The organism is Pseudonocardia yunnanensis, from assembly GCF_039534065.1.
GTDB classification, from domain to species: Bacteria; Actinomycetota; Actinomycetes; order Mycobacteriales; family Pseudonocardiaceae; genus Pseudonocardia; species Pseudonocardia yunnanensis.
Genome location: NZ_BAAAUS010000013.1, coordinates 334429 through 347023, shown reverse-complemented (window position 1 = coordinate 347023; position 12595 = coordinate 334429). Strand labels below are relative to the sequence as shown.

12 protein-coding genes are annotated in these 12595 nt (G+C 70.1%); 7 read left to right on the top strand and 5 right to left on the bottom strand.

Annotation, left to right across the window (positions count from 1 at the left end; all coding sequences use genetic code 11):
- Positions 1-60 precede the first annotated feature (60 nt).
- Both ABD743_RS15455 and mgrA read left to right on the top strand, forming a co-directional pair.
- On the top strand, positions 61-924 hold the full coding sequence (locus ABD743_RS15455; protein WP_344722741.1) for a LysR family transcriptional regulator: 864 nt from the start codon (positions 61-63) through the stop codon (positions 922-924).
- 64 nt (positions 925-988) lie between these two features.
- The gene (gene mgrA / locus ABD743_RS15450; protein WP_344722740.1) at positions 989-2014 is read left to right on the top strand and encodes an L-glyceraldehyde 3-phosphate reductase; all 1026 of its coding nucleotides are present in this window, start codon (positions 989-991) and stop codon (positions 2012-2014) included.
- A 10-nt stretch (positions 2015-2024) separates the two neighbouring features.
- Here the strand turns inward: mgrA and ABD743_RS15445 are convergent, their stop codons facing one another.
- The 3 genes from ABD743_RS15445 to ABD743_RS15435 form a co-directional block, all read right to left on the bottom strand.
- Positions 2025-3029 carry a sigma-70 family RNA polymerase sigma factor gene (locus tag ABD743_RS15445; RefSeq protein ID WP_344722739.1) on the bottom strand — a complete coding sequence of 335 codons (1005 nt, stop codon included), beginning with the start codon at positions 3027-3029 and terminating at the stop codon, positions 2025-2027.
- Between the two features lie 98 nt (positions 3030-3127).
- On the bottom strand, positions 3128-4345 hold the full coding sequence (locus ABD743_RS15440; protein WP_344722738.1) for a CynX/NimT family MFS transporter: 1218 nt from the start codon (positions 4343-4345) through the stop codon (positions 3128-3130).
- Positions 4342-5025, bottom strand: a complete 684-nt coding sequence (locus ABD743_RS15435; protein ID WP_344722737.1) for a FadR/GntR family transcriptional regulator — start codon at positions 5023-5025, stop codon at positions 4342-4344. The genes ABD743_RS15440 and ABD743_RS15435 overlap by 4 nt, the downstream gene beginning before the upstream one ends.
- Before the next feature lie 186 nt (positions 5026-5211).
- Here ABD743_RS15435 and ABD743_RS15430 point away from each other — a divergent pair, with 186 nt between their 5' ends.
- Positions 5212-6678, top strand: a complete 1467-nt coding sequence (locus ABD743_RS15430) for a ketol-acid reductoisomerase (RefSeq protein ID WP_344722736.1) — start codon at positions 5212-5214, stop codon at positions 6676-6678.
- 51 nt (positions 6679-6729) lie between these two features.
- Here the strand turns inward: ABD743_RS15430 and ABD743_RS15425 are convergent, their stop codons facing one another.
- Together ABD743_RS15425 and ABD743_RS15420 are read right to left on the bottom strand one after the other, a co-directional pair.
- Entirely contained in the window at positions 6730-7614 is an 885-nt protein-coding gene (locus ABD743_RS15425) for a recombinase family protein (RefSeq protein ID WP_344722735.1), read from the bottom strand.
- A gap of 26 nt (positions 7615-7640) precedes the next feature.
- Positions 7641-7859 carry a hypothetical protein gene (locus ABD743_RS15420; protein ID WP_344722734.1) on the bottom strand — a complete coding sequence of 73 codons (219 nt, stop codon included), beginning with the start codon at positions 7857-7859 and terminating at the stop codon, positions 7641-7643.
- A gap of 393 nt (positions 7860-8252) precedes the next feature.
- Between ABD743_RS15420 and ABD743_RS15415 the strand changes: the two genes are divergently transcribed.
- The 4 genes from ABD743_RS15415 to ABD743_RS15400 all read left to right on the top strand — a co-directional run bounded on the left by ABD743_RS15415 (position 8253) and on the right by ABD743_RS15400 (position 12587).
- Positions 8253-8702 carry a helix-turn-helix transcriptional regulator gene (locus ABD743_RS15415; protein WP_344722733.1) on the top strand — a complete coding sequence of 150 codons (450 nt, stop codon included), beginning with the start codon at positions 8253-8255 and terminating at the stop codon, positions 8700-8702.
- Positions 8703-8707: 5 nt separating this feature from the next.
- On the top strand, positions 8708-9118 hold the full coding sequence (locus ABD743_RS15410) for a VOC family protein (RefSeq protein WP_344722732.1): 411 nt from the start codon (positions 8708-8710) through the stop codon (positions 9116-9118).
- Positions 9119-9416: 298 nt separating this feature from the next.
- On the top strand, positions 9417-11807 hold the full coding sequence (locus ABD743_RS15405) for an ATP-binding cassette domain-containing protein (protein ID WP_344722731.1): 2391 nt from the start codon (positions 9417-9419) through the stop codon (positions 11805-11807).
- A gap of 39 nt (positions 11808-11846) precedes the next feature.
- Positions 11847-12587 carry a class I SAM-dependent methyltransferase gene (locus tag ABD743_RS15400; RefSeq protein ID WP_344722730.1) on the top strand — a complete coding sequence of 247 codons (741 nt, stop codon included), beginning with the start codon at positions 11847-11849 and terminating at the stop codon, positions 12585-12587.
- Positions 12588-12595: the final 8 nt, after the last annotated feature.

Sequence of the window (12595 nt, the reverse complement as noted above, 5' to 3'; positions counted from 1 at the left end):
CGAGCAGATAGCCTGCACAGCGATAACAAATCGTGATCGATCACGGTGGATGAGGTACCGGTGGAGGTCCGTCAGCTTCGCTACTTCGTCGCCGTGGCCGAGGAGCTGCACTTCGGACGGGCGGCGGAGCGGCTCGCCGTTGCCCAGCCGGCGGTGAGCCAGCAGGTCGGGCGGCTGGAACGTGAACTGGGCGTGCGGCTGCTCGAGCGCACCTCCCGCCGCGTCGCGCTCACCGGCGACGGTGAGCGGCTGCTCGTCGAGGCGCGATCGGCGATCGCCGCGGTCGACCGGGTGCGTGCGGTCGCCGGCGAGCTGGCGGCGGGTCATACCGCCACGCTGCGTCTGGGCACCAGCCCGGGCCTGGGCGAACGGGTGCGCCGTGGCGTGGCCCGGCTGCGTGACCACACCCCCGAGCTCTCCGTGGTCCTCGCCGACGGCTCCGTGCAGGAACACTGCAGCGCCCTCCGGGCCGGTGCGCTCGACGTCGCCCTCGTGCGGGGCCCGATTCGCGTCCGCGGGCTGCACGCCGTGGAGCTCTGGCGCGACCGGCTTCACGTCATGCTGCCGGCCGACCACCCCGACGCGGACAAGGACGAGGTACCGATCAGCGTGCTGGCCGATCTGACGCTCCGGCTGCCGGAGCGCTCGGCCGACCCCGCGCTGTACGACGCGGTGCTCGTCGCATGCAGGGACGCGGGCTTCGCACCCTGCCTCGGACGGCCCGTGCGCTCCGTCGAGGACGCGCTGGTGGAGATCGGCCTAGGGGAACGGACCACCACGGTTGGCATCGGGTGCGCAGGGAGCGCGGCCGGCGTGGTCGCCCGGCCGCTCGACCCACCGGTGGAGGTGCCCGGCCACCTGCTTCTGGCCCGCGCCGGGGGACAGGAATGCCTCCAGGCACTCGTCACCGCCTTCAGTGACTGAGCGGCGCCCGGTGCCGGCCAGGGATGATCGCATCGGCCGGTGACCGGCGGGGCAGGATGATGCCGTGACCTACCTCGCCGCGCCCGACCGTTACGAGTCCACCTTCCGCCGCTGTGGACGCAGCGGGCTGGACCTGCCCGCGATCTCCCTCGGGCTCTGGCACAACTTCGGCGACGACAAGCCGCTCGAGACGCAGCGAGCGATCCTGCGGCGCGCGTTCGACCGTGGGATCACGCACTTCGACCTCGCCAACAACTACGGGCCGCCCTACGGCAGCGCCGAGCGCAACTTCGGCACGATCTTCGCCCAGGACTTCCGCCCGTACCGTGACGAGCTGATCCTCTCCACGAAGGCCGGGTACGACATGTGGCCGGGGCCCTACGGCCAGGGCGGGGGATCCCGGAAGTACCTGCTGGCGAGCCTCGACCAGTCGCTGGCGCGGATGGGCGTGGACTACGTCGACATCTTCTACAGCCACCGCTTCGACCCCACCACTCCGTTGGAGGAGACGATGGGGGCGCTCGACACCGCCGTGCGTTCCGGGAAGGCGCTCTACGCCGGCATCTCCTCCTACAGCGGGGAACGCACCCGGGAGGCAGCCGCGATCCTGCGCGAGCTCGGCACCCCCCTGCTGATCCACCAGCCGTCGTACTCGATGCTCAACCGCTGGATCGAGGAGGACCTGCTCGACGTGCTCGGGGAGACGGGCGTCGGGTGCATCGCGTTCTCACCGCTTGCGCAGGGGATGCTCACCAGCAAGTACCTCAACGGGGTGCCGGACGACTCGCGCGCAGCGCAGGGCAAGTCGCTCTCACCCGACCTGCTCACCGAGAAGACCATCGCCCACGTGCGAGCCCTCAACGAGATGGCGGCGGCGCGCGGCCAGTCGCTCGCACAGATGGCGCTGGCGTGGGCCCTGCGCGACCCGCGGATGACGTCGCTGGTCATCGGGGCCAGCAGCGTCGGCCAGCTCGACGACAGCCTCGGCGCGCTCGCGAACCTCGACTTCACCAGCGACGAGCTGGACCGTATCGACCAGCACGCCGTGGAGGCCGGGATCAACCTGTGGGCCCGCTCCTCGCAGAACTGAGCGGCCCGGCTCAGGTCTCGACGGGTTCGCCATCCGCGTCGAGCCGCAGCGGGAGCCCGAACATCGGGAACAGCGTCTCCACGTCGAGGAACGAGGTGTACCCGCGGATGCGGCCCTGGTCGATCTCCAGCACCTGCACGGCCCACCCGAAGTAGCCGTCTCCGTCGGGATCACGCCGGTACTGGCCGAACGACGGCTGCCCGTTGGCCTCCAGCGGCACCAACCGCGACCCTGCGCAGCCGATTCCGTGGCCGGTCCAGAACGTGCTGATCTCCTTTGGGCCCTGCAGCCACAACGTGAACGGCGGCATGTTGAGGATGGCGTCGTCGTGCAGCAGCGTGACCAGCTCGGCGACGTCGTACCGCTCGAACGCCTCCGCGTAGCGCGACAGGAGCGCGCGGTGCTCGTCGTCCATCTCGTCGACCGGCGCGGGGTTGTCGAGGTTGTTCTCCGCGAGCGTGGCCCGGGCTCGCTGCAGGGCGCTGTTGACCGAGGCGACCGTGGTGCCGAGCAGCTCGGCGACCTCCGACGCCTTCCACTGCAGCACCTCGCGCAGGATCAGCACCGCACGCTGCCGTGCAGGCAGATGCTGAAGGGCTGCCACGAACGCGAGCCGGATGGACTCCCGGGACACCGCCACCTCCGCGGGATCGGCCACAGTGGGCAGGACGCGAGCGTCGGGGATGGGCTCCAACCAGGAGATCTCGCTGGTGGGAGGGTCGAGCGGCGCCTCAGCGGACCCCGCCTGCCCGAAGTCCATCGGCCGGGCCCGCCGCTTGCGGCCGTCGAGCATGGTGAGGCAGACGTTCGTGGCGATCTTGTAGAGCCAGGAACGCACCGAGGAGCGACCCTCGAAACGGTCGAACGACCGCCATGCGCGCACCATCGTGTCCTGCACGGCGTCCTCGGCGTCGGCCGACGAACCGAGCATGCGGTAGCAGTACGCCGTGAGCTCCACCCGATGTTGCTCCCACGTTGTGGGTGGGGCGGGAGCTTCGGTGGCGACTTCACTCATCCGGGGTCCCCTCTCCTCGCGCGTGCGGCTTCGCGCCGGTGCGGGCAGCGTAGGGGGCGACACCGACAAAACCACCAACGACGGCGTGAACAGGTCCGTTACGCCCGCTGCGGCGCCGATCTCCGTCCGACCAACAGATCGCGGCCGGCGAGGGCCCCGACGACGCCCTGCGGCACGAACAGCACGAGCAGCAGCAGGAGCGGGATCGTCCACGAGCCGGTGGCGTCGTGCACCACGCCGACCAGGAACGGACCCACCGCGGCGAGCATGTAGCCGATGCTCTGCGCCATCCCCGACAGCTGCGAGGCGTGCTGGGCGTCGGGGGAGCGGAGCGCCACCAGGGTCAGGGCGAGTCCGATCGCGGCACCCTGCCCGAGGCCGAGCAGCGCCATCGACGGGATCTCGCCCCCGGGCAGCGTGATGACGCCGATCAGGCCGAGCGCCGAGACACACGTGGTGACGAGGGCCACCGCCCGCTGCCTGCGGAACCGCGCGGCGAGCATCGGCGCGACCATGGATCCGATGATGCCGACGAAGCTCGCCAGCGACAGCAGCCATCCTGCCGCCTCCGCGCCGAACCCGCGGCCCACGAACACTGCGGGGATCCACGCCGAGACGGCGTAGTAGCCGAGCGACTGCAGACCCATGAACGCCGTGACCTGCCAGGCCAGCCGGTCGCGCCAGAGCCCGCCCACCCCGCCCGACGTACCGACGCGGTGGACCCGCCGCGTCTGCGGGAGCCAGACCACCAACGCGACAAGGGCGAACAGGCCCCACAGCGCAAGTGCTCCGCGCCAGTTCAGGCCCGCCGCCTGCGCCACCGGCACCGTGATGCCGGCGGCGAGCGCACCGCCGGCGGAGACCGCCATCGTGTACAGACCCGTCATCACGCCGGTGCGGTGCGAGAAGTCCCGTTTGATCAGGGCCGGGAGCAACACGTTGCCAGTGGCGATCGCGGCGCCCGCCAGCACGTTGCCGACGAAGAGCAGGGCCACCGGGCCCACCGAGCGGACGGCGAACCCGACGCAGAGCAGCACCAGAGCGCCGAAGACCGTGCGCTCGATGCCGAACCGCCGCGCCAGCCAGGGAGCCGCAGGCGCGAACAGGCCGAAACAGAACACGGGTAACGCGCTGAGCACCCCGGCGGCCGTGCCCGACAGCCCCTCGGCCGCCGTGATCTCCGACAGAACCGGGGCGACGCCGACGACCGCAGGCCGCAGGTTCGCCGCGACCAGCACGATGGCAACGCCGATCCACAGCGAGGTCATGCGGGCGGACAGGCGCGGCCGGGACGCCGTGGTGATGGCGGCGTTCACCGGCTTCCCTCGACAAGCCGCCGGGCGGCCTCGAGGTAGCTGTCCGCCGCCGCGCGGGCCGCCGCAGGGTCGGATGCGGCGATCGCCGCGGCGAGTTCGTCATGGCCGGGGAACGCCGCCCGGTCGTGGTCGAGCTCGTCGATCTCGGCGACCGTGCGCTGCAGCGCTTCGGTGAGCCCGCTGTAGAGGTCGATGAGCACGGAGTTGCCGGTGGCGGCGATCACAGCGAGGTGGAAGGCGAGGTCCGCGGAGACGAAAGCCGCCCGGTCACCACCGTCGCGCGAGGCCCGGCGGCCAGCCGCGGCGTCCTGGATGGCGACCAGGTCAGCGTCGGTGCGCCGCAGCGCGGCCACCGCGGCGGCATCGCGCTCCAGACTCGTCCGGACCGCGAGCACGTCGAGCGCCGCGGAGCGTCGAGCACGGCGCAGGATGGCCGCACGGAGCCCGTTGGTCGCACGCACGTAGGTACCGTCACCACGGCGGGGCTCGAGCAGCCCGGCGTGCTCGAGGGCCCGCACGGCCTCCCGCACACTGTTGCGACCGACCCCGAGGGCCGCAACGAGCTCGGGCTCCGGCGGGATCTTCGATCCCAGCGGCCACTCACCGCTCTCGATCAGCTGCTCGAACTGCGTCACGATCTCGTCGCACACCCGTCCGGTGCGCACAGCGGATAGCCCCACAGATCAATCCTAACATCCCATGTTTCACGTCCTGCCCGCCGCGGCCATTGCTCCGTACTCATGACAATCAGGATGATTCGATTTCTGATCAACGGAGTCGTGAGCCGCCCAGGCGGACAGGGCAATAATCGACGGTGCCCGGAACCGAAGCGAAGCTGACGAGAGAGAGTCATGCAGGATCAGGTCATGGATTTTGAAACCGCCGTGTTCGACAAGGAGTACATCACCCTGGGCGACCGGCGGGAGGCGATCATCCGCGGCGGCCGGCACCTCTTCGATCGGCTTCCCCGCGCGTTCGACGGGGTGAACCAGATCGGCGTGATCGGCTGGGGACCGCAGGGCTCCGCCCAGGCGCAGAACCTCCGCGACTCCCTGAACGGCGCCATCAAGGTCGTGGTCGGCCTGCGGTCCGGATCGGGCTCATTCGAGCAGGCGAGAGTGGCGGGCTTCCGCGAGGAGGACGGCACCCTCGGCGAGATGTTCGAGGTGATCCGCGCCTCCGACCTGGTGATCCTGCTGATCTCCGACGCCGCCCAGGCCGAGCTGTACGACCAGATCTTCGCGGCGCTGCGGCCTGGCACCACGTTGGGCTTCTCCCACGGCTTCCTGCTCGGGCACCTCACCGCTGAGGGCAAGCAGTTCCCCGCAGAGGTCGACGTGATCGCCGTCTGCCCGAAGGGGATGGGCGCCTCGGTCCGGGCGCTCTACGTCCAGGGCACCGAGGTCAACGGCGCCGGCATCAACGCCAGCTTCGCCGTGCAGCAGGACGTCACCGGTCACGCCACTGATCGCGCACTGGCCTGGTCGGTCGCGCTCGGCGCGCCTTACACATTCCAGACCACCCTGCGTTCGGAGTACCTCTCCGACCTCTCGGGCGAGCGCGCGATGTTGCTCGCGGGGGTGCACGGAATCGTGGAGAGCCTCTACCGGCGCTACCGCGACCACGGAATGAGCGACGAGAACGCGTTCAGGCACTCCACGGAGTCGGTCACCGGTCCGATCTCGAAGATCATCTCGAAGGACGGGCTCGACGGGCTGTACCGGCGACTCGACCGCGACGGGCGGGCGGTGTTCGCCCAGGCGTACTCGGCCGCGTACCCCGTCGGCTTCGAGCTGACCCACGAGATCTACGACGAGGTGCTCTCCGGCAACGAGATCAACAGCGTGGTGCTGGCGGGGCAGCGGCTGGCCCGGTTCCCGATGGGCAAGATCGACCAGGCCGACATGTGGCAGGTGGGCCAGAAGGTCAGGGCCGACCGCGTCGAGAACGACATCCCGCTCGACCCCTTCACCGCCGGCGTCTTCTGCGGCGTGATGATGGCCCAGGTGGACGTCCTGCTCGAGCGCGGGCACCCGTACTCGGAGATCGCCAACGAGTCGGTGATCGAGGCCGTCGACTCACTCAACCCGTACATGCACGCCCGCGGCGTGGCGTACATGGTGGACAACTGCTCCACCACCGCCCGGCTGGGAGCCCGCAAGTGGGCGCCGCGGTTCGACTACCTGCTCACCCAGCAGGCCTACCCGGCCGTGGACAACGAGCAGCAGGCGGTGGACACCAAGCCGTTCGAGGCGTTCGAGGGGCACGTCATCCACCAGGTACTGCGGGTCTGCGCCGAGCTGCGCCCGTCGGTGGACATCTTCGTGGAGTGACGCCCGCCCGGCCCGGCTCCCGTCGGAGCCGGGCCGGGGGAGCGGGTCGCCTCACTCGCCCGTCGCGGCCCGGAGAAGCTCTGCGCAACGCTCGCACCGCTCGCCGGACACCAGCTCCTGCCAGGTCGTGTCGGACTGTCTCACCCAGTCGGCGTCGATCAGGTGCGCCGGTGTGTTCGTGACCATGTCCAGGGCGTGCACCACGCCGAGCCCACCGGACTGCGCCACCTCGCGGGCGGTGATCCATCTCAGCCGCATGCCGTCCTGTCCACCGAGTGCCGCCTGCACGCTGCTGGTCGACCACACCGCCCCTCCTCGAGCGGTCGGCTCTCCGTCGGCGGTCAGGCCTTCCGCGATCGCACGGAGCGTCGAACCGGCGGCCCGCTCCTCCAGCACACGGCGCACCACGCGTTCCGGCAGCACCGCCGGACGCCCGAGCCGCACGCCGGCGGCGCGCTTCGCCGCGAGCGCGTCCTTCGTCCGCTGCGAGATCACACGGCGTTCGTACTGCGCCGTACTGGCGACCATGTGTGCCACCAGCTCACCGGAGGGCGTCGAGGTGTCGACATCGACATCGAGACACACGAGCTGCCAACCCTGCCGCGAGGCGCGGTCCAGCAGGCCGGAGAAGTCGTGCACCGATCGGGAGATGCGGTCGAGCTTGGACGCGATCAGCACCTCGGCACCGCCCGCCTCCAGCCGGGCGAGCGCGGAGTCCAACTCCGGCCGGTCGAGGTCGCGTCCCGACCAGGCGGCGTCGATGACCCACTCCACCCTGGTCCAGCCGCGGCGGGCGATCTCGGCCTGGATCGCCATGCGCTGCGCGTCGAGCCCGGCACCGGACTCGGCCTGCTGCTCCGTGCTCACCCGCAGGTAGGCGAGCACGCGAGGGTCGCCGGTGGAGCGCACGCGGCGGGTGCGTCGGGGACTGGTCACGCCACAACTTTACGAGATACGGGCCTTTAACGTAAATCTGAGTCGGGGGAGAGATCCGAGCCAGGGGAGTGGTCTCCCTCCGGCTCCCGCCCCAGGGACTCCAGCGCCTCGGCTGCGCCCGCGAGATACGCCCGCTGAGCGTCGTCGGCCGCCACGTCACCGGCATCCACGGCGGCCAGGACGGCACGCAGCGAGGCAGCGACCCGCGCGGGGTCGGGCATGCCGTCACGCTCGCCTCGAGGCATGGGCCACAGCCTGCCGTGGGACGTGCGTGAGCGCACGCACCGCAAGCGCCACGGCGCCGGCCGACACCCGGTCAGGGGTCCGAAGCCCCGACTGGCGAGGGTCCGTTCGAAGATACGTTCGATTCATGAGTGAGAACAACGCCGCCGCGGATCCCCGCCGCAGCGAAGGCGCCGTCCGACGACCTGTCCACGTCGGATACCTCGAAGCGGATCGACGAACTGCAGGAACGCACCGGCCGCGGCCGCTGAACCATCGATGACTGCACGACCCGGTAGCCCGGCTGGTCGGCGCTACGTTATGACAGCTCAACATCACCCGGTGCGAGTGTCCCCGGCCGCCCCGTCGCGTGTCCGCCGGCGCGACTCCGGGCGCGACGTGGCACGATCTCGCGCGTGCCCAGCAGACCCGCCGCGACCCAGCAGCTGCGTGACCTCGCGCTGCTGCGCCGTGTCCGCGATCGGATGGACCGGGAGTACGCGCAGCCACTCGACGTCGAGGCACTCGCCCGCGGCGTGAACATGTCGGCCGGTCACCTCAGCCGCCAGTTCAGGCTCGCCTACGGCGAGTCGCCGTACGCCTACCTGATGACGCGGCGCATCGAGCGCGCGATGGCACTGCTGCAGCGTGGCGATCTCAGCGTCACCGAGGTCTGCTTCGCGGTCGGCTGCTCGTCGCTGGGCACCTTCAGCACGCGCTTCACCGAGCTGGTCGGCGTGCCACCCAGCGTCTACCGGCGCCAGACGACACGCGCGATGGCGGGGATGCCGCCGTGCGTGGCGAAGCAGGTGACCAGACCGATCAGGAATCGAGAAGCGCCGGTTGCCGAGCCGCACCTAGCGTAACCGCCATGGATCTCAGCATTTATCAGACATTCCTCCCGCACGACGACCCGAAGGCCTCCCTGGCCTTCTACCGCGACACCCTCGGCTTCGAGGTCCGCAACGACGTCGAGTACGAGGGGATGCACTGGATCACGATCGGCCCCGCCGACCAGCCCGGCACGTCCATCGTCCTGCACCCGCCTGCCGCCGACCCCGGTATCACCGACGACGAGCGCCGCACCATCGCCGAGATGATGGCCAAGGGCACCTACGCCAGCATCAACCTGGCCACCAAGGACCTCGACGCCACCTTCGAGCGGCTTCAGGCCGGCGACGCCGAGGTCGTCCAGGAGCCGACCGACCAGCCATGGGGCGTTCGCGACTGCGCCTTCCGCGATCCAGCGGGTTCCATGATCCGCATCTTCGAGGTGCGCTGAGCCATCCGGCCACCGCGGCCTGATCTGCTGCGCGAACACCACCCCGCGACGGGGGGCGGCCACTGAGTGCCGCCCCCGTCCCGCTCCCGCGCTCGGCGTCGTCGAGGCGGCGGAGCAACACTCCGACGGCGGGCGGCGCACCGCTCGCGCGAGGTGACCCGGATCTGCGGCACGCCCGATCAGTTGAGAGCGTGCCCACGAACGAGAACCCGACGTACTGCGCCAAGATGGTCGGCCCGAGCCAGGCGACGCCGACGGTGGCCGCCAACAGCGGCCCCGCCCCACAGATGGAGACACGATGAGCACGGCCATGAGGACCGACACGCAGTCGTCTGCGCTGCATGTTGCCGACAGCCACGATCTGATCCGCGTGCACGGCGCGCGCGTCAACAACCTCAAGGACGTCAGCGTCGAGCTCCCGAAGCGCCGGCTGACGGTGTTCACCGGCGTGTCCGGCTCGGGCAAGAGCTCGCTTGTTTTCGCCACGATCGCCGCGGAGTCGCAGCGGATGATCAACGAGACCTACAGCGCCTTCGTGCAGGGCTTCATGCCGACGCTGGCGCGGCCTGATGTCGACGTACTCGACGGGCTCACCACCGCGATCATCGTCGACCAGGAGCGGATGGGCGCAAACGTCCGCTCCACGGTCGGCACCGTCACCGACGCCAACGCGATGCTGCGCATCCTCTTCAGCCGCCTCGGCCGGCCGCACATCGGATCGCAGCAGGCGTTCTCGTTCAACGTCGCCTCGATCAGCGGAGCGGGGGCCGTCACGCTGGATCGCGGCGGGCAGAAGGTGAAGGAGCGTCGCGAGTTCAGCATCACCGGCGGCATGTGCCCGCGTTGCGAGGGCTTGGGCTCGGTATCCGACTTCGACCTGACGGCGCTGTACGACGACACCAAGTCGCTCAACGAGGGCGCGATCACGGTCCCGGGTTACAGCACGGACGGCTGGTACGGCCGCATCTACCGCGGCTGCGGCTTCTTCGACCCCGACAAGCCGATCCGGAAGTTCACCAAGCGCGAGCTCCACGACCTGCTCCACAAGGAGCCGACCAAGATCAAGGTCGAGGGGATCAACCTGACCTATGCGGGTCTGATCCCCCAGATCCAGAAGTCGTTCCTCTCCAAGGATCGTGAGGCGATGCAGCCGCACATCCGGGCGTTCGTCGACCGCGCGGTCGTCTTCGCCACGTGTCCCGAGTGCGACGGCACCCGGCTCAGCGAGGCGGCCCGGTCGTCGAAGATCGCGGGGATCAGCATCGCCGACGCCTGCGCCATGCAGATCAGCGACCTGGCCGGGTGGGTCCGCGGTCTGGACGAGCCGTTGGTGGCACCGCTGCTGACCACGCTGGGAAGGACCCTCGACTCGTTCGTGGAGATCGGGCTGGGCTACCTCTCCTTGGACCGGCCGTCGGGCACGCTCTCCGGTGGCGAGGCTCAGCGCACCAAGATGATTCGCCACCTCGGGTCGTCGCTCACCGACGTCACGTACGTCTTCGACGAGCCCACCATCGGGCTGCACCCCCACGACATCCAGCGGATGAACAACCTGCTGCTGCAACTGCGCGACAAGGGCAACACCGTCCTGGTCGTGGAGCACAAGCCGGAGGCCATCGCGATCGCCGACCACGTCGTCGACCTCGGCCCACACGCCGGAACCGCGGGCGGTGAGGTGGTGTTCGAAGGCACCGTCGACGGGTTGCGGGCCAGTGGCACGCTCACCGGGCGACACTTCGACGACCGGGCCGCCCTGAAGCCGTCGGTGCGGACAGCGTCGGGGGCACTCGAGGTGCGCGGCGCCGACACCCACAACCTGCAGGGCGTCGACGTCGACATCCCGCTCGGCGTGCTGGTCGTGGTGACCGGCGTGGCCGGGTCGGGAAAGAGCTCGCTGATCCACGGCTCGGTGGCCGGCAGGGACGGGGTCGTGGCGATCGACCAGGGCGCGATCCGCGGCTCGCGCCGGAGCAACCCGGCGACGTACACCGGTCTCCTCGACCCGATCCGCAAGGCGTTCGCCAAGGCCAACGGGGTGAAGCCGGCGCTGTTCAGCGCCAACTCCGAGGGCGCCTGCCCCACCTGCAACGGCGCCGGTGTCATCTACACCGACCTGGCGATGATGGCCGGCATCGCCACCACCTGCGAGGAGTGCGAGGGCAAGCGGTTCGAGGCATCGGTGCTGAACTACCACCTCGGCGGCCGCGACATCAGCGAGGTGCTCGCGATGTCGGTGACCGACGCAGAGGAGTTCTTCGGCGCCGGAGAGGCACGCACGCCGGCCGCACATGCCATCCTCGACCGGCTCGCAGCAGTCGGGCTCGGCTATCTCACCATCGGCCAGCCGCTCACCACGCTGTCCGGCGGCGAGCGGCAGCGGCTCAAGCTGGCCACGCACATGGGCGAGAAGGGCGGCGTCTACGTCCTCGACGAGCCGACCACCGGCCTCCACCTCGCTGACGTCGAGCACCTGCTCGGCCTGCTGGACCGGCTCGTCGACTCCGGCAAGTCGGTCATCGTCATCGAGCACCACCAGGCGGTCATGGCGCACGCCGACTGGATCATCGATCTCGGCCCCGGCGCCGGCCACGACGGCGGCCGGATCGTCTTCGAGGGCACACCCGCCGACCTCGTCGCCGCCCGTGCCACCCTCACCGGCGAGCACCTGGCGGCCTACGTCGGCTCCTGACCGACCGATTCGCCGCACGCCCGCCTAGTGTCGGATCACGTGGCCGGCCCCCTGCACTTCGATGCTCTCGCCGAGACCTACCAGCGGGCGCGACCGCCCTACCCGGAAGTTCTATGGGACCGCCTTCGAGGGCTCGAGGTGTTGAGGCCCGGTGTGCGGGTGATCGAACTGGGTGCAGGAACCGGTGAGGCCACGATGCGGCTGCTCCAGGACGGCGCCGACGTCGTGGCGGTCGAGCCCGGTCGAGCACTCGCGGCCCGCCTTCAACGGCGATGTCCGAGCGCTCAGGTCGTCGTCGCCCGCGCCGAGGATGCGGCTATGGGTGACGCGCAGTTCGACCTGGCAGTAGCGGCAACATCGGTGCACTGGCTCGATCTGGGCGTCGTGATTCCCAAGCTGCACCGAGCCGTCGTGCGAGACGGCCATCTCGCGGTGTGGCGGACAGCTTTCGGTGATCCCCGCACGACCACGCCGTTCCGAGATCGCATCGACGCGATCGTCGCCCGGCGTGTCGACGAGCCCGTCAGGCCGGGTCCTGGAGAACTCGACACCGAGGATTGGGCCCGTCTCTTGTCATCGAGTGGCGACTTCGCCGTCGTCCACGTTGAGGAGTTTCGATGGAACATCGACCTCGACGCGGACCAGGTCCACGGCCTGTTCCGCACCTTCAGCAACTGGACAGCCGACGAGGCGGCAGCGGCTGCTGAGGCAGCTCGTGATCTCGGCGGGACGGTGACCGAGCACTACGTCACGCCGCTCATCCTGTTGCAGCGGCAGTAGCTGGGCGA